Genomic DNA, 17829 nt, shown 5'->3' with positions numbered 1-17829 from the left:
GAGGGACGCGATCTCAGTGAGCGATTCAAACCCTATCGTGGTCCCGCTTGAGGGATTGAAACCGCTTAATCCAAGGCCGAGCCTGATCGAGTATGTGCAACAGCTGTGGGTAAGACGCTTCTTCATCATCGCCGAGGCGCGGTCTAAAGCGCTACGCTCAACCCGAGACTATCGGCTCTGGAAGCTTTGGCTGATTGTGAACCCGATTTTGGGTGTCATTTTTTATGGTTTTCTGTTTGGAGTGCTGTTTCGGACATCTCGTGGAATCGAAAATTTTGTCGGCTACTTGTTCCTAGGCATGATATTTATGCAGATGATGACAGGGCTATTTTCAGCCGGTAGTGGACTCATTCGAGGCTCTAGGGCTATGATCCAAGCGTTCGCCTTTCCTCGCGCTGCACTTGTTTTTTCCCAGACGCTCCGCGCGGCGATTGACAATTTGCTGCCAGCGTTAGTGGCAATTGCTTTGGCTTTTCTTACGCAATGGGGCAAGCCTCCGACTTGGACTACACTTCTTGTGATTCCGCTCTATGTTATGATTCACCTATTTGGTTGCGGATTGATGTTTCTCACCGCACGAATTACTGCTGAGTTGCCGGACACAAAGGCACTAGTTGGAATAACAACGCAAGCTTGGTTTTTCTTATCTGGAGTGATGTTCTCACTGGATCGTTTTGATCATGTGCCCTTGATTCAAAGTGTTATGTTTCATAATCCCGGATATGTTTTTCTCACTGCGATTCGAGACACTACTATTTACGGGACAGTGCCTGACTTTCAGGAGTGGGGGATAATGCTCCTGTGGACGATGGGTACTTTGCTGGTAGGGTTCCTGTTTTTTTGGAGAGCGGAGCAAAAGTATGTCCGGCTTGCATGATGACGCACGAGAACCGCTGCAAGAACCGGTCGCTAATGTCGTTGTTCAAAACGTTTCTAAGCGTTATGTAATTAGTGAATCCCGCTCTGATGATGCGAATACGGTTCGTGTTGGGAGAAACAAACACATTGTTGATTCATTGGTTAACGCTTCATTAGTGGCCCGAGCAGGAGAATCTATTGGAATCATTGGTGTCAATGGCTCGGGCAAGTCAACTTTATTAAAGCTGATTTCTGGAGGCGAAGTCCCCACTGAAGGCCATATTCTAGTCCGCTCTCAACCGGTGCTAATGGGTGTTGCACCTGCATTGCAGGGGGGTCTTTCGGGTGAGTCTAATATCTATCTGGGCTGTCTTGCATTGGGAATGTCGCCTTCTGAAGCGAGAGCTCAGATTCCAGTAATTGCGGAGTGGACTGAGCTAGAAGAAGCTATTGTGCGACCTATGTCTACGTATTCCTCAGGAATGGCTGCGCGATTGGGATTTGCGATCTCAACTGCGGTTAAGCCCGATATCCTCCTTATCGACGAAGCATTGTCAACGGGAGATGCAGCCTTCGGGGCTAAAGCCGCCAAACGGATGGAAGAGGTCCTTGATCGGGCAGGCAACCTATTCTTAGTTTCGCACTCGATAGGTCAAATTGAAAAAAATTGCGAGCGGTGCATCTGGATACACAAGGGGAGAATTATTGCTGATGGAATGACCGAAGAAGTATCGCCTCAGTATCATGAGTGGGCTCGTCTGTTAGGGAAGGACAATAAAGCTCCAGCGGAGGTGTTTCTGCAGGAAGTCATTTCTCGATATGTTGCGCCAGAAATCGAACTGATAGATTGATGACAATCCTCGAGAGTGTAACTGCAGCCGTCTCAAGGACGAATTTCGGCGTGTTTGCTTTCTTGTCTTGGTTTCGTATCCCTAATGTCAAGGCAATGGGTGCATCGTCTCCGAACTAGCGCGGAAACTAATTTCTTATTGATTTAGTTGGAACTCAAGTTCACGAAGTCAGGTATTCACCGATACGGTGACAGTGAATACCTGTGCTGGATTACTTACCAAGTACCAAGTTCCCGATGGCGTTTGGATTGTTGCATGTCGGGAAGGACTAAAATCGACATATCTATCAAGTCACCGTTGACCCAATCATCCCACACAGAATGAGGCACGAGGGCTCCGGTGGTTCTGCTTGTTACGAATGATTCAGAGTCCTGAACGATAGCATCTGGGGTGCATGATAGCCAATGGCTCAATAGATAGTTCTGCTCCAACCTGTCTTGACCAGAGATAATTACTGCAAAATCGGTCGAAAGCGCGTCTCCAGCTGGTACCGCTACTACTTGTGGCATTAAGTTGAGACCAATGTTTGAAGGAATCCTGACTTTATGGGGCCCTACTACGCAGATCTCAAATAAATTTTTTGGCAATGACTGATTAGCCAGGTCCTGCCATAGCTTTTCGCTGGGCGATACAGAGGAAGCGTCAATTAATACCGTGATGGTATCGTGCTTCGGCAACTGTTTGTCATTGTGCGGAGCTTCCCAGCCTTCGATGAACGCATCGAACTCATTATTTGGAGAAGACATGGCTTCACTAACCAAAGCTCGTTGAACTATCGATTCTATTTCTACATTTACGTCTGAGCCTCTCAGTAAGATTGGCCAACGTAGGGAAGACGGAAGCTCAGGATCCCAATAGGAAACAGTTCGAATGGAAATTGGATGTTGTTCGAGGAGCTGTCGGATCGTTCGAACAGATGTCGTGGCTATCGCATCCGCCTTTCGAGCAGTGGCAAATAGTCGCTCCGGGAGCGAGCGCTCTGCCCCAAAATTGTTTACAAATATTGTTGGTATACCGAAGAGGCGGGCACGATCAAATATCCTTGCAACCAATGTCACCTGAGTGGGGTTCGATGACGCAATATGGTTTGACCATTCATTAGTATCGGCGATGTCCGAGTGCACAATCACGGCGTCTAACTCCGGTGTCACTTGAGTCTCAAAGTCGGTTGGCGATATTCTGCGAACAGATTGTGTCACGTCATGTAAATCTCGTTCCACCTCCGGTGGAGCGATTAGGCCAATCCTTAACTTACTGAGGGGCTGAAGTAACTCGAGCGGCACATTCGTCGTGCGAGAGGAAGGTGTCTTAGCCAAATGCTGCTCTATTTGGTCAGCAGACCAGCAGGGTATTCCGGTGGAAGTTGGTTCGCCGCCCTCAAGACAGGCGTCAAAAGTCCAGAACGAATGTATAGAGTCGATTAGATGACGATTTGTTGCTATAACTAAATCAGCTCGTTCGAACGCACTCCGCACTAACTGCGTGACGAAATCATTTGAGCGAATATTGCGCGAAACTGCGTCTATTGAGTCTGCGGTTTCAGCATCATCAACGAACCAGACGAACCGAATTCCCATTACATCCGCAGCAAGAGCTGTTGGCAACGCTGTCCACCAAGGGCCGACAGCCCCAAGTACCGTCGTACCTCTACGGATCCCAGACGCAATGATGCGAGCTTTAACAACGTGTATCCATCGGTCTACACGCAGCTGTCCATCCTCGACAAAGGTCTCATCCGCCACGTTGGGTTGAATTTCGAGGACCGTTGACTCAGGAATGTACCGGCCATCTAGGCGCAAGTAATTCGGAGGAACCAAATCGATTGCCTCGCGATCGATGCCTGAAAGCGACAGGTTGAGATCAGCTGAGTTCTGCGGTTTGACTAATGTAATCTTCTCGTCACGATTCGAACGGTATGCGCTAAACGGCCTGAAGTGGGTGAACCGCCTTTCGTCGAGCGCAGCTAAACCGCGAGTAAAGAGCTCGATGTCTTTCAGAGGACCAGTGGCTGATCGAGTTGTGGGAATATGCTCGTCCAACACGGCCAACGCTGCTTCTGAATCGTGCTCTGATAGTGCGCGTTCCACCGTCACGAACAGGCCCTCTTGCTCGGGCAAAAGATGCGTCAGCGTGCGCCTTTGGGCGGAGCGCGAAGAAAACAGTGTTTGGATCAAATCCAGCCATTGCGCACGGACAGAGTCGTTTGAATACTTACCCGCAAAAGCGATAGCATTCTGTGACATTTCTTGGAAGCCTTTGAGAGTTTGGCCGCGAAGTACGAGTTCAACGGCTTCATCAAGGCTATCAACATTGTGAGGAGCTCCCAGGATTTCATCTGAACCGTCACGCCGCCAAGCAATCGGGATTGCACCACTAATTGCGCCCTCTACGGCAGCCATATGGAAAGTCTCCCGAGTTGAAGGAGAGAGTAACCAGCCGATTTTCGTTAGCCAGTTTCCCATATCAGGCGAGAATTTCTCGAAAGCAATGTGCTGAAGTAACTGAGGATTGTCCCTAATACGTGAAAAGAATTTGCGATAAGAATCTTGGTGGGCGGACTTCTTCCACTCCCAAGCATAGTTCCAAGGCGCATGGCCTTTGATATGCAGTGTATATCTTGGGTCGATCTTAATGAGCGCTTCCAATAGATCCAAGGCTCTGTCTGGCCGTTTAAGAATCGGCACAATTCCTACAATCCCGAGATGATAACGGGCATCAGCGACCTTGTCCCTGCGAATATCGGCGGGATTTACGCTGTTAGGTATGACGACAACTTTGTCGGCAGGCCAACCTTTCAATAAGAGTGCTTTTTGGCGGTAAAAATCTGAAGCCACAACGATTGCTGCGCAGGCATCGATGTTGAGCTCATCAATCCAGTCGGAAAGAAGTTCGTATCCGTGGAGGTGGACAATTAATTTTTGATGGGGCCGTACGTTTTGTGAATACCAAATAGCATTCTTCGATGCGAATTCTGCGATGATTACGTCGGCCCATGCTAAATGAGGCGCACTCTTCACAGGTTGCGGTTTTGCGTTGGCCTCGAACAGATCAACTCTAGTATCCAAGTCGCTTCTTTGGATCAGCGCATCAATAATGTCGCCTGCAAACTTAAAATCAGCACCAGCAAGTAGGACCTTTATCTTTTCACTGGTCGGGGGTGTTCTTTTATAATCAGGCAGGTCAAACTGCCAATACTCTGCAAAAGATGGCAAATGTTGAGGAGCGTTGTCTTCCCATTGTGATGAGGATAAACACGTTAAGTCCTTGACAATCTGAGTGCCTATCGTTAGCGGGTTCGCGCCCCTCATGCGGGCGATTGATGACGTTACAATATTCTCGAGCTTTTCTTGTGAACCAAAAATGAGGACCCGTGACTTATTCGTCACAAGGGGGCTTGATAGCAGTGGTTCATGCTCAAGACGCACGTTAGGCACTTTAGTAAGACCCGTTGCGACGAGGATTGCTGATTCTTCATCGGTGGGGTTTGTCGGCCAACCACAGACCACAATTTCCGGTGGTGTCCGTTTTTCAATGTAAGAGTCTGCAAGTGCATCGAAATTGTGGAGTCGAAGACTATCAGCACTACGTGAAAAATCGATGATAAAATTGTTCCGGCCTGGAGACTTCACGTCGCTCGACAAAGTTAGGTCAGAGAAGTCTGGAACTGGAAGAAGCCGCGTTTTAGATGTCGCAGCAGGAATTCTTGAGTCTAATTGCGCTCGAACAATTGAGGACGTGGTAAGCAGTAGCTTTCCGCGTTCAGCGACGAGGGCCGCCTGTTTTAATTCAGAGTCAGTGAATACCTGGGGTGCCAGCGGGTGGTCATCTAAAATGCTCCAGTGGCGCGTCATGAGCGAACCATTGCCGGCAACTTGGCGAGATAGTGCAAGCCCCTGCGTTAGGATTATGTCGTACTCGTTTTCTTTCGCGACAGAAATCACTTGTCGTGCCCGAAAACGTGGCGCCACACCGCCCTCGTCGTATGAATTTGGTTCAGAGAACTGTTGGGCAGGAATGAGCTTTGCACCGCGTTCGACGAGTTTTGAATGTAGCGGGCACTCTTCTGGACTTTTGGCGAGGACATCAACTTTTGTATCCTCGCTCAGCAACCACCGGGTGGTTGCATCGACCCAGAAAGCATTTTCTGTGTTTGACAAATAATCTACATCGGGAACGAAGAGTATCCGAAGGTCGCCTTTTTCACAATGCATTAGTTTACCTCTCGCTCCAGAGCAACATCGACCAAAAATTTCCACAAATCAGACTGTGGCGCTTTTTCTTCCAAATCAACTTGTGGGATGTTATGAAGGTCCACGGTGGAGGTTGATTTTAACCATTTTGTATCTGTTTGGTCCGGACGTATGGGATTTCCTAGCCAATATACGATGGACCCTTTTGCTCGAAGTTCGCGGCCAGCGTCAAATATTTCCTGTGCCAACGGTCTGTTTCCGCCGTTGTCAGCTGAAATCCAGGGACCTTGATCGAATGCATCTGTATCAATCAGCAAAGAACGGATGTGATTCTGTTTGGCTTGAGATATTGCGGTGCCAGGCATAGCAACTTCAAAAGGAATTGTTGTTGGCCAGTTTACAATCATTTCTTGAGAGGTAATGACAAGGATCGGATCCTGAGAGTCTTGAAAATGCGAGTCCGGAAAAATCAAGTCGTGAAGCTTAATCTTGAAGTTGCTCTCACGAACTGGGGGTGTTGCTGCGCGTCCTAAGTGCCGAAGAAGCTTGTTTAGTCCAGAATTTGCGGAAACCATACTTTCACCTTTCCTCGGATCTAGCCATCAGGGTAGGAAACTTGTGAAGGATCATGTCCCATAATTGAGTCCGGGCACATGCAACATCACCAACTGGTGTTTTGATGTCTGCGGGCTTCCCGGACAGGATTGATCCCTCTTCGATAAAAGCCCAGGTTTTTGCTGATGATCCGGCATAGTCGCTCCACTTCGAAGGGAGGTATGGGTTCCTTGAGTGGTGGTCTCCAGATCGTGCATCGTTGACAATCAAGTAGTCTAGCTTTTCAGTGGTAGCGAGGAACTTGAGGTAGGGGAGTGATGGATTGAAGGTTACGTGATCTTCAATCCCGCTCGCGCCCACGCCCTCGTATGCGCGATTTACGAGCTCATCGTAGCGTTTCTTGGAAAACCCGCGCGGCCGTTGGTTGCCTTCTGATGCCGGAATATAATTTGTGAAAACATGCAAATGGACTCGCTGTTTTAGCGCTTCCGGTAGCGTGCGCATCGCAGCCGTAACTTCTGTAATTGACCTGCTGGAATAGAACTCGCCAAAATAACCTAGATTCAGCACATTATCGTCAACTGCATACTCGGATTCTTCGTGCAGGTAATACGACCTGGGTAACGTTGGGTGATTACTGACGATTGCGCGATTCTGCACGCGTTCCCTCAGACGCTGTGATGGAACCTGCTCGAGCATAGTTTTCATTTGGTTTTCGTTAGTGAAGTAGATTTCGTCGGCCTGTGTGTAGACAAGATACTCCGCCAATGAAAACACTGTCATGGAATCATAGGCTAGTTCTGGGTATTCTTCTGAAACTAGTTGAAAGTAGAACTCACTTAGCTTGTCATGCGGTACAGATCCACCGCGTGGAAGTCCTTCTACATCTAAAGAAAGTGGGTCGGAGAACTCTGCAATCCACTTAACTGAAGGGTAACGACTCTTGAAAAGCGCGCCGGCGTATATAGACGGTGCCCACATTGCGCGAGAATAGAGGAACTCGTAATTAGCCCCGGTTTCCATTTTTTGGGAGGCAAATTCTGTTGCTTTCACCGCAAACCCCCGAAATGGCTCCCAAGATGCCCAGGACGGAGCGAGTGGGAGAAAGTATCGGCTTGCCACATATGGCTCCGCGATTGCTTCGATCGTATTGTCGACTTTCTTGCGATGAAGAAAAGAGCATGCAACCACATCCACAGTAGTGCCAAAATCCCGAAGGCGCTTGGATGCAACTGTGGCGCCGGTATCCTGGAACGGAGAGAAATTGTAAAGCATGGCTAGACCACGAGCCGGAGGCTGGACAGCGTTCCATGGGAAGGCCCGCTTTGATGTGGATTGTACCTGATCTGATACTTTGATCCGTTCGTCTGGATGCGTAGCGAGGTATTTAGCGAGCCATTCGACTGCGGTGTTCCTGCCTGCCAGAATTTTCTTTCGAGATTCTATGTCGCCAACTATTTCGGATAGATGGATTGCCGCGTCGTTAATAAGCGCACACATTTCGACCAGAGAATCACGCTGGAGATCTTCGTCGGCCGAATTTGTCATTGAAGCGTCGTTAACTGGGAATTCAATTCCAAGCGAATAACCAGTGGCCTCAAGGATCTGTTGAGCGCCCTTTTTGATTAGGGGGGACCCGCTTGAAAGCCCTGTCGAGATGATCCCAACGGCGTGATCTGTGAGTGGCTGCATCTTTTTAGCTTTTCTTAGTTTGAGCGTGGAATGGACTTTTGGGCTTCGCTCGAAACTAGACGTAGCATGCGAGCTTCCCTCCGTAGTGCGTTTATAGCGTTATTGAGGTCTTGTACGTCAGTAGTGTCAGAAAGTTTGGAAGACAGTAACTGCGTGGAATCACTAAGCTCCGAGAGTTTGGAGTCGAGTGCGCCACGCCTGTCATTGAATGCTGCATAAACTTCGTCAAAGTTGCCTGACTGTATAACGTGCTTAATTGCATTCAAGCTCCTACGCATCCTCAAGTGGCTAGCAAATGGCAGGATTGCAAGTGAGAGTGCGACGAAAGCTAAACCAAGGTTGAATTGATTGGCGAGAATCGCGACGCAGCCTATTAAGGCAACTAACGACTGGACTGACATCGAGGCAATGTAGAGTAGCCGGTCATTCATGTTCTGTTCTTTCCTGTAGTTAATGTCTTGGTGTCTAAGGGTATCTTAGCGACAGATGGCAATACGTCGAATTTATTGGCTGATTGGCTCTCATTGTTAAAAATAGGTTAGGTCAGTTCGATTTCCTGCCGGTGATCGGCTACTAGTTCTGGATTGTTGACGAAGCAACGCTCTGCAGTTGGGTATCAGCTGAGCTGTTGCAGGACTCTTGGGGATTTTATTGTTTTTGGAATTAATAATGTGATTGTAGTCTGCCGAATATGGCAGCCAGTCCTTTATGGTTTTGTGGCTAAGCACCCATTCGGCAACCCGAAACTTAAATTTATTGTTCCCCGATAGTGTTTTTTCGCGCTTTCAGGCTTTATGTCACCGTGGTGACGTTAAGATGCTTATGTCAGGTGATAAACACACCCTGCATAGAACGCGGCGGATCGCCAGCCCCACTTTGGTAATCGTGTTTGTTATAACGAACGGATTGTTACGACCTCTCATCATTGATATCGCCCATTTATTGAGCTGCCCGTAGTCGGGAGTGGTGGGCGAGATTGCGTACGAAAGGGCTCTGGCAAGTTTGGTTAGAGATTTGCGCTAAAATCATGGCATGTTGCGGATTGTCTTAGGTTAGTGTCGGAATGTGTGGGCGGATAGCTGCCTTGCTCGAATCGAAAGGAATTCTAAATTGGTAAAATTAATTATTTGGGACTTGGATGAAACTCTTTGGCGTGGAACCCTGGCCGAAGGGGATGATATTCAGTTGTTTGAACAACGGAGCCGGTTCGTAAAACAGCTAAATCGCAATGGAATTGTCAGCTCGATTTGTTCGAAGAATGACCGGCAAGATGCTCTGAAAAAATTAGCTGAACTCGGTATGGGGGAACAGTTTGTTTTTCCGGAAATAGCCTTTTCTGCTAAAGGGCCCTTGGTCGAGAAGATTATCAAAGACATGAACTTGCGGGCACCAGATGTCTTGTTCATCGATGATAACGTCCATAACTTAGAAGAAGTGCGATCCGTAGTTCCGGGCATTCAAACTATGGATGCTACATCTCCTGAATGTGACGATTTTTTGGCTCAGCTAGTTGCCGAGTCTGAAGGCGGAAAATCACGTTTGGAAAAGTATCGCATCATGGAAAAGAAACGTGAGGATCGTGCACTGATAGATGGGCCAAATGAAGAATTCTTGCGGCAGTCGGGAATCAGAATGACTGTTGTGAGGACACACGAGAACTTGCCCTTTGCTTCACGGATAGAAGAACTAATAAATCGTACCAACCAATTGAATTTTTTGAAATCAAGGGTAGAAACGGGGTTAATGGCCCCTTTTATCGTAGATCTCGGTAAAAATCTAACGTATTCGCTATTCGTTTGGGATAAGTACGGCAATTATGGTCTAGTTGGATTTGCGTTTGTTCGGGCTAACACAAAAGCACTTCAGCATTTCACCTTTTCTTGTCGGATTATGAACATGGGTGTGGAGGAGTCTTTCGCGTACTATTTAAGTCATGATCCACTGGGGCCCCATGTCCCTGAAGAGAATCTGCCTGTCAAATCTAATCTTCCAGATTGGGTAACCTTTGTTTCTTCAGAGTCTGATGAAGCAAAAGCTGCTATCGAAGAAGCGGGTATATCTGAATTTAGTGGCGACTCTAGGATGCGGATCATGGCCAATTGCCAATCCGGCGCAATTGCTCACTATATGCACAACACTGAGCCTGTTGTGATCGATAACTGGCCTCACGCATTCCGGCTTTGTGATTGGATTTCTACCGGAGATATGAAAGGGCCATGGAAAGCATTAATGGTTTACGGTGCGTTCGTCGATTACCATGAAGCGGTCTGGGAGGGGGACGGAGGGGTGGCCAAGTATCGACTAGCCGTGAGTGAATTTCTTGCCGAATTAGACAGAGCCGGTTCTAACCTAATCGTTTTATTGCCAGCCGATGTCTCGAGAAATTCTGCTGACGTGGTGTTTGACTACCGTAGACTCAACGACACTTGGAGGGAAGAAGCGGCCAAGCGCTGGAATGTTGTTGTAATGAATCTAGAAGAGTACTCAACGGGCATTGGAGCGGACCCGCGACATTTTAATAGAGACGCGATTGTTAGTATTGCCAAAGGTCTGGCAACAACTGCTGATGCCTGTTCCCAGTGGGGGCAATAGCATCTGTTATAAGCACAAACCTGTACGGCATCCCACTTAAACGGTGTAGCCATAGAAGTCAAAAACCGCAGCAGGTTCACGCTATTGTAGTTTTCCGCGTCCCCGAGCTGCCGCCGGTATTTTTACTGTTTTGGGCGGTAGCTACGGTCGGCATTTTGAGAAATTCGTACTGTTTTTACAAAGTGGTACCAATTTTGTAGATATTGTGCTCTTTCGGCAGTCGATATTGCTTGTCGAAAGAGGGTTCAAATGCGGTAGCTTTGCAAATATCGGACTGGTGAGTGTTCGTTTCTGTAAGCGATGCTGAAAACGGTAATTCTTGAAGCCCCATTTGTTAGTCAGTGTCTCACGGGTCGTCACCAAATGGTAAAGAATGACCTATGCGGTCCTGCAAATTTGTATCGTTCCAAAAGAGGCTGGCAGTGCTCTGAAACAACGAGCAATTACGGAAAATACCCAACTGGACTGTTCTGTGGAACATTTTGCTTCGGAAGAGACTAGCTGAGGGAGCTCAGCAACTACAGTCTCTACTAGCACGAGGTAGTAGTTAATGTCATGAAGTTTGCTTTATGCTCTCCTAAGCCGAATTGTAATCTTTTGGAGTATCCGATCATCGGTGTAGGGTCACCGTTGTTAGGACCACGGATATAGTAACGCCGTGGTGAGCAACCAGTAACGCCCGGGTGAGTATCGAGTAACACCCGGGCGCAGACCATCTGAGCAACTACTCCGTGTTGGTTTCTAAGCGCATGTTCGGTCCTTCTAGTGTGATGATCTCAGCCTCTTCAAGGCACATCGCGATGATCTGTTTGAAGTTCGCCACAAGTTGGCCCCTTCCATGTCGAAGATGACGCGACACCATCGGGTGATGGGTCGCCATCTTTTACTATGGAAGAAAACAACGCTGCGGTACCAGGTACGTGGAACCCGGTACCAACTACGCGGACACACGGTACCAACTACCCCGAATCGACATTCAGCCGCGGGCGGAAACGCTCGTAGCTGTAATAACGCTGGGACGGGTTGGCGGGTTGGGTTGTGTAGCGGCCCCACAAGACTTGGAGGGTAACTTTGTTGCGCCCGGTGCGTGCTTTGGTCACTGCGTCGAAGTTGATGGGTACGAAGTCGCCTTGGGCTACACTTCGACCGTCAACAAACCATTTGGTCATTTCTTCGTCGGTGATAACGGCGAGTTGTTCCTGAATTGTGATTTGGTGCGCCGCCATTGTGTGGCGCGCTTTTTGGACTGTGGTGTGTGAGCATCGCACAGTCGAGCAGATTTGACGGACGGACCAGCCTTGTAAGACTAGGTCCATCATGGCCCGGTAATCAGTCACGATCGGACTCCTCTGATGATGCCGCGTGCCCTGTTATCACGCGGTCAGAAGAATCTTCTCTAAAGCGTTACTCGATACTCACCATTGCGTTACCCGATAGTCACCACGGTGTTACTAGATACCCCCGCGCAACAACCGTCGCTACCATTTCAGATTATTATGTCTCTGCGACCTATTGGATGAAAGCACCGTACCAGACCGCAGGAAACTAACATGGGAGAAACGTTGGGATGTGCCGAACCTAGAAGTGATCGGCACAGGTTGCGTCAATTTGGGGGGGATTGTGGGTGACCTGGAACAATTACTATGTATGGCAAGCCGCTTATGGCTACCCCCAAATCCCTTTCGTATCAATTACCTTCTTGCCTTCCAGGCTAGCAGATGGTAATTCTTTGAACTCTTTATGGTCTACCAAAAGGGCCACGATGTCTGCCGCTTGTAGCGCGCTTTCTAATTGCGTGTAGACAGCATTGGAAGTGGAAGCCAACGACCCGGGAAGCTTGTTTATGTTGGGCTCTACGATAAGAAATTTGTTGTCTGGGAATGTGGCCACCGTTTTCTCGGTGATTGCCAACGCAGGGGACTCCCGCAAGTCATCAATATTAGGCTTGAAAGAAAGTCCGAGGAGGGCGACAGTCGCGGTCGGATTTTCGTTAATTGCAGAATTGATCTTGTCCAGCACCCACTCTGGCTTAGAGTCGTTTACTTCGCGAGCTGTCCGAATAAGGTTCGATAGGTTTGGTGACGCAGCCACGATAAACCACGGGTCAACCGCAATGCAGTGGCCGCCAACTCCAGGACCTGGCTGCAAAATATTCACGCGGGGGTGATGATTTGCGAGTTCAATGAGTTCCCACACGTCGATTCCGAAGTCATCGCAGATCATCGAGAGCTCGTTTGCGAATGCAATATTAACGTCGCGGAAGGAGTTCTCGGTTAGCTTGGCAAGTTCTGCTGTGCGGTCGTTGGTCTTGAGCAGTTCTCCCTTGCAGAAGCTTGCATATACAGCCTCAGCGCGTTCCGCTGCGGCAGGGGACATGCCACCAATAATCCGGTCGTTCGTGCGTAGCTCTTCCATCGCTTTGCCTGGCAAGATGCGCTCTGGGCAGTGGGCGAAGAAGACAACAGGCTTAGAGGAATCCGAGTCATCGCCATCTGCACGAAGGTCAGGGCGGAGTTCAAGAATTCGAGCGGCCATCTTCTCAGTTGTCGTTGGTGGAGAAGTGGACTCGAGGATAACCAGCTCGTCACCCTCGAGCTTTGGTGCGATAGCTTCAGCGGCTGAATAGATGAAGCGCATGTCAACGCTGTGGTCGTCGTTAAATGGGGTTGGAACCGCAATCACATAGTTCTTCGCGTGAGGCATTTGAGTGGTGGCCTTGAAGTTGCCGGACTCTAGGGCGTTCTTGAGCTCTTCCTCCAGCTCCGGCTCAACGATAGTGACTTGGCCCGCATTGACTGCGTCCACTTTTTCTTGGACCACATCAACGCCCAATACCTTCAATCCGGATTCCGCCATTACCACGGCGGTTGGGAGTCCAATGTATCCAAGGCCAACAAATGCGACATCTGCGTCCATCTTCATTGCCACTTTCTGATAGGTAGTAGTTTAGTTCCAGCCGAGACATTGAGACCTACGGCATATTGTTTGAATTGTACTAAATCTGTCCAAATCAGTGTGATTGGGCCCCCGTAGATTGGTCGGTTATACTGCACCGAGTTCCAATTAGTTGGAGCAACTGGGGCTATAGCTCAGTCGGTTAGAGCCGCGGACTCATAATCCGCTGGTCGCGGGTTCGAGCCCCGCTGGCCCCACTATTCGCAAGCGATGCCGTCGCCGTCCCGATCGAGCTTCCTGCTGTACCCGGGTTGTCCTTCATAGATTGGAGCGGCCCCGGCTGCGCGTGCTTGGGAGCAGTTGGCGTAGTAAACACGGGCTGGCGCTGGGGCAGGCGCAGCCGGCATTGGTTGTTCAATTACGGGCTCGGGTGCAGGAGCCTGTGCAGGTTCTTCGGCTGGGATGTCGGCGAATTTGGCGATGCTTGCTGTGGTCTCCTCGGTTGTAACACTGCTCGGGGAAGAGCCGTTGTGAGTAGAGCTCGTCGTCGACGTGTGTGTTGTAGTGGTTGCTGCTGAGGTGGATTCACTCGCGGCAGAAGTAGTTGTCGGTGCAGTGCTAGTTGGCATGGGCTCTGTATCTGGAGTGGATTCAAGTTCAGGGGAGAGGTTGCCACCAGCGATAAACAAAACGAGCGCAGCCAGCCAAACCAAAGGCCACCTGCGGTTCACCGGGGTGAATTGAGGTGCGTCGCCCATGCTGTTGAGCACCAACGCATCACGTTCGGGATCGAGGAGCTTGCGCAGCTGCTCGTGATTCGTGGCGGCTTCTTGTGACTCTTTGTAGTGCTTTTTGTCCTGGGCTTCGCACCACATCCACCACGAGCCGGGCACAATGAATGCCGCGGCAAACAGGACACCGCCAATGCCGCCTGAGAACAACATGATTGCGCCAACAGCTAAAGCGATCCAAGCGAGAATTGTTTTAATCTTTGAAGAGGACTGGGTAGGCATTGCTGACCTCTCACTGCAAGGTGACGGAACCTATTCAGAATAAGCCAAAGCCCGAGGATGCGGAAACCTCGGGCTTTGTGCTCCTCCAACTGGGCTCGAACCAGTGACCCTTCGATTAACAGTCGAATGCTCTGCCAACTGAGCTATGGAGGAATACGCACTAGGTGCGAAAGACACTCTAGCGCATGTTACAAGGCAAGGGAAATCTGCAGTCCGCATAGACTGGGAACTGGCGTAAAGGCAGATGAATGGGCGTCGAAAAGTGGGAAGAAGCTGTAGCGTGGGGCCATGGCTACGACATATCGAGTACAAAATCCGGCGACGAATGAGATCGTCGCAACGTATGAGCAGACCACCGACCAAGAGCTGCAGGACACCCTCCAGCGCGCCGACGCTGCGTACAAGACATGGAGTGCTCTCAGCTACGAGGAACGCGCCGCATACCTGCGCAAAGTCGCCCAGCTTTTCGACGAGCGCCGCGACACCCTCGTGAAAATCATCGCCGAAGAGATGGGCAAGGCCATCAACCAAGGCGACGGGGAAGTCAGCGAATGCGTGGAAATCTGCAACTACTACGCAGACCACGGCGCCGAATTCGGCGAGGACGAACCGCTGCCACACGACGGTGGGGACATCGTGATCCGTAAGGTGCCGCTCGGCGTGATCGTCGGCGTGATGCCGTGGAACTTCCCGTACTACCAAGTCGCACGCTTTGCAGCGCCGACGCTGATGGCGGGCAACACCATCATCCTCAAGCACGCGTCCATCTGCCCGCGCTCCGCCGAAGCAATCCAGCAGATCTTCGACGACGCCGGCGTGCCCGAAGGCGTGTTCAACTACCGGCGCATCAGCCACAGCCAGATCGAAGACCTGCTCGCGGACCCACGCGTGCAAGGCGTATCGCTCACCGGTTCCGAGGGCGCAGGCAAGGCCGTGGCGAAGGCCGCAGGTGCCAACCTGAAGAAAGCCCTGCTGGAACTCGGCGGTACCGACGCCTACATCGTCCTGGATACTGACGACATTGATCGCGAAGTGCGCACCGCCATGAAGAAGCGCATGAGCAACGTCGGCCAAGCATGCACCTCCAACAAACGCATCATCGTCATGGACGACATCTACGACGAGTTCGTTTCCAAGATGGTGGACGCCGTGTCCGCCCTGCGTCAGGGCGACCCGTTCACGCCGGAGCGCGGCCACTACTACCCGCTGTCCTCCCGGGAGGCCGCCGAAACGCTTCGCGACCAAGTCGCCGCAGCCGTCGACGCCGGCGCCACCCTCCACTGCGGAGGCGAACTCACCGGGGAAGGTGCTTACTTCACCCCGGCTGTCATCACCGACATCCCAGTTGGCTCCGACTCCTACTACGAGGAGTTCTTCGGGCCCGTCGTGGAGATCTACAAGGTGTCCTCCGATGAGGAAGCCGTGGAGCTGGCAAACAACTCCCGCTACGGACTCGGCGGCGCCGTGTTCTCCGCCGATGAGGAGCGCGCCAAGAAGGTTGCGAACCAGGTTGTCACCGGCATGATCCACGTCAACATTCCGCAGGCCCGTGGTGCCGGGCTGCCGTTCGGCGGCGTGAAGAACTCCGGCTTCGGTCGCGAGCTGGGGCCACTTGGGATGGACGAGTTTGTGAACAAGCAGCGCTACTTCGTGGCGAAGTAGCGCTGGGGGACGGGGTCTCGCGGGAATAGTCGGGATTTTGTGAACAGAATTGCGTCTGCTGCGGGCGGGGTTAACCTCGCTTCAGCGGGCGCACTTCCAGGTTGACGCCGACGGGGCCTGCCACGGACTCGATTTCCACGGTGCGAGGTCCCTCGCCGCGGAAGTCCAGGGAGGAGAGCGTCTCCGTGGCGTCCGCGGTGAACAGCTCGATGGAGCCGCGGTCCAGGTAGATGTCCAAGGTATCGCCCGGAGTCCAGGGCATGGACCGATAGCCGCTTCCGGCGCCATTTCCTCGCTCGAGCACCAAATGGATGCGCTCGGCGAGGGTGTCGAACACGATGTGGGCGCAGCGGGCGTCGTCACGAATGAGGTGGACGGCCACCTGCTCGCAGGTGTTCGTTTGCAGGGGGACGGGCTGATCCAGGTCGGGGGTGACGCGCAGCCATGCCTCCTCGAGCGGGGCAAGGATGGTTGTTTCGCCTGCTTGGAGGGTGGCGTCGTGCGTCTCGGCGGGGCCGAAAAGCTCGGCGATTTCGGGGGCGGGCGCGCAGTGGAGCGTGAGGGCGTCGCTAAGCGAGAGCTCCCGAGGGAGGCTGAGCTGGCCCGACCAGCCGTCCTCGCGCGAGGCAAGCGGGTGAGCGAACTCGCCCATCCAACCGAACGCCAGGCGGCGGTTGTTGGGGGCGGCGAAGGACTGGGTGGCGTAGAAGTGGTGGCCCCAGTCGAGAAGCCGGAAGTCGGTTTCGGGCACGAACTGCGCGCCGGGCTCCCACGAGCCCACAACGTAGCCGACGTTGTGGCCATTGCGCAGGCTGTACCCGGAGCGGATCGGCGTGCGCACCATCGGGCCGTAGATGAGCACCCACTTGCCGTCGAGGAAGAAGAAATCGGGGCACTCGACCATGAAGACGTTCGGGTCTGGGTCGATGAAGAGGGAGCCGGCCTCGGACCAGTTGTAGAGGTCCTCAGAAGTGTAGAGCAGTACGTGGCCGCGACCGTCGACTTCTGCGCCGATGGTCATGTACCAGCGGCCGTCGTGGGAGAACACCTTCGGGTCGCGCGCGTCCGCCTTGACGGGCGGGACCACGGCGCCGTGCTTCTCAAAGTGGACGCCATCGGTAGAGGTGGCCAGCATCTGGGTCTGGAACTTGCCGTCCTTGTCATCGACGCCGTTGACCCAGCGGTTGCCCGTATAGAACGCATACAGCGTGCCGTCGTGGACTACAGCGGAACCGGACCAGATGCCGTCGGCGTCGTCGGAACCGGGCTCGCCCGGAGCTAGCGCGATAGGCTCTTCGCGCCACTCGAGCAGGTCCGCAGAGGAGGCATGGCCCCAGTGCATCGGGCCCCACGCCGGGCTGTACGGGTGATGTTGGAAGAAAGCGTGGAACCGGCCGTCGAAAAAGCAGAGGCCATTCGGGTCATTGATCCAGCCGCCAGGGGCTGCGACGTGGAACGCGGGGTACCAGCGGTCGTTGGTGTGACGGAGGGGTTGCATGATGAAACCTTTCTAAAAACGTT

At 51.8% G+C, this 17829-nt stretch carries 11 protein-coding genes and 2 tRNA genes; 5 read left to right on the top strand and 8 right to left on the bottom strand.

Translation table 11 applies throughout. The annotated features are described in order from the left end of the window. The first annotated feature begins 16 nt into the window (after nucleotides 1-16). Nucleotides 17-877, top strand: coding sequence for an ABC transporter permease (locus KBP54_RS08040; protein WP_256005298.1), 861 nt, complete (start codon nucleotides 17-19; stop codon nucleotides 875-877). Next, nucleotides 861-1709 carry an ABC transporter ATP-binding protein gene (locus tag KBP54_RS08035; RefSeq protein ID WP_418904453.1) on the top strand — a complete coding sequence of 283 codons (849 nt, stop codon included), beginning with the start codon at nucleotides 861-863 and terminating at the stop codon, nucleotides 1707-1709. The genes KBP54_RS08040 and KBP54_RS08035 overlap by 17 nt, the downstream gene beginning before the upstream one ends. Nucleotides 1710-1924: 215 nt before the next feature. On the opposite strand, the gene KBP54_RS08030 is transcribed toward KBP54_RS08035, so the two are convergent. The 3 genes from KBP54_RS08030 to KBP54_RS08020 are packed head-to-tail and all read right to left on the bottom strand — an operon-like array spanning nucleotide 1925 to nucleotide 8146. After that, on the bottom strand, nucleotides 1925-5920 hold the full coding sequence (locus KBP54_RS08030; protein WP_256005295.1) for a glycosyltransferase family protein: 3996 nt from the start codon (nucleotides 5918-5920) through the stop codon (nucleotides 1925-1927). After that, a complete protein-coding gene (locus tag KBP54_RS08025; RefSeq protein WP_256005293.1) occupies nucleotides 5920-6474 on the bottom strand; it encodes a hypothetical protein in 555 nt (184 codons plus the stop codon). Before KBP54_RS08025 ends, KBP54_RS08030 begins: the two co-directional genes overlap by 1 nt. 4 nt (nucleotides 6475-6478) lie before the next feature. After that, the gene (locus tag KBP54_RS08020) at nucleotides 6479-8146 is read right to left on the bottom strand and encodes a hypothetical protein (RefSeq protein WP_256005291.1); all 1668 of its coding nucleotides are present in this window, start codon (nucleotides 8144-8146) and stop codon (nucleotides 6479-6481) included. Between the two features lie 1065 nt (nucleotides 8147-9211). Here KBP54_RS08020 and KBP54_RS08015 point away from each other — a divergent pair. After that, nucleotides 9212-10738, top strand: a complete 1527-nt coding sequence (locus KBP54_RS08015; protein WP_256005290.1) for an HAD-IIIC family phosphatase — start codon at nucleotides 9212-9214, stop codon at nucleotides 10736-10738. A gap of 959 nt (nucleotides 10739-11697) precedes the next feature. Here KBP54_RS08015 and KBP54_RS08010 read toward each other — a convergent pair. Beyond that, on the bottom strand, nucleotides 11698-12075 hold the full coding sequence (locus KBP54_RS08010) for a helix-turn-helix domain-containing protein (RefSeq protein ID WP_256005288.1): 378 nt from the start codon (nucleotides 12073-12075) through the stop codon (nucleotides 11698-11700). 328 nt (nucleotides 12076-12403) lie between these two features. Beyond that, a complete protein-coding gene (wecC, locus tag KBP54_RS08005; RefSeq protein ID WP_256005287.1) occupies nucleotides 12404-13660 on the bottom strand; it encodes a UDP-N-acetyl-D-mannosamine dehydrogenase in 1257 nt (418 codons plus the stop codon). Between the two features lie 156 nt (nucleotides 13661-13816). Between wecC and KBP54_RS08000 the strand changes: the two genes are divergently transcribed. After that, nucleotides 13817-13890, top strand: a tRNA-Ile gene (locus KBP54_RS08000). Here KBP54_RS08000 and KBP54_RS07995 read toward each other — a convergent pair. Together KBP54_RS07995 and KBP54_RS07990 are read right to left on the bottom strand one after the other, a co-directional pair. Further along, nucleotides 13891-14577 (bottom strand): excalibur calcium-binding domain-containing protein, encoded by a 687-nt coding sequence (locus KBP54_RS07995; RefSeq protein ID WP_256005285.1) that lies wholly within the window; start codon nucleotides 14575-14577, stop codon nucleotides 13891-13893. Between the two features lie 149 nt (nucleotides 14578-14726). After that, nucleotides 14727-14799 (bottom strand) — tRNA-Asn (locus KBP54_RS07990). Nucleotides 14800-14934: 135 nt separating this feature from the next. Between KBP54_RS07990 and KBP54_RS07985 the strand changes: the two genes are divergently transcribed. Continuing rightward, nucleotides 14935-16308, top strand: a complete 1374-nt coding sequence (locus KBP54_RS07985) for an NAD-dependent succinate-semialdehyde dehydrogenase (protein ID WP_256005284.1) — start codon at nucleotides 14935-14937, stop codon at nucleotides 16306-16308. A 70-nt stretch (nucleotides 16309-16378) separates the two neighbouring features. Here the strand turns inward: KBP54_RS07985 and KBP54_RS07980 are convergent, their stop codons facing one another. Next, a complete protein-coding gene (locus KBP54_RS07980) occupies nucleotides 16379-17806 on the bottom strand; it encodes a glycoside hydrolase family 32 protein (RefSeq protein ID WP_256005282.1) in 1428 nt (475 codons plus the stop codon). Nucleotides 17807-17829 lie beyond the last annotated feature (23 nt).

The organism is Corynebacterium pseudogenitalium, assembly GCF_024453815.1.
Lineage (GTDB): Bacteria > Actinomycetota > Actinomycetes > Mycobacteriales > Mycobacteriaceae > Corynebacterium > Corynebacterium pseudogenitalium.
The sequence above is the reverse complement of the archived record's forward strand: the minus strand, read 5'-3'. Positions and strand labels throughout refer to the sequence as shown.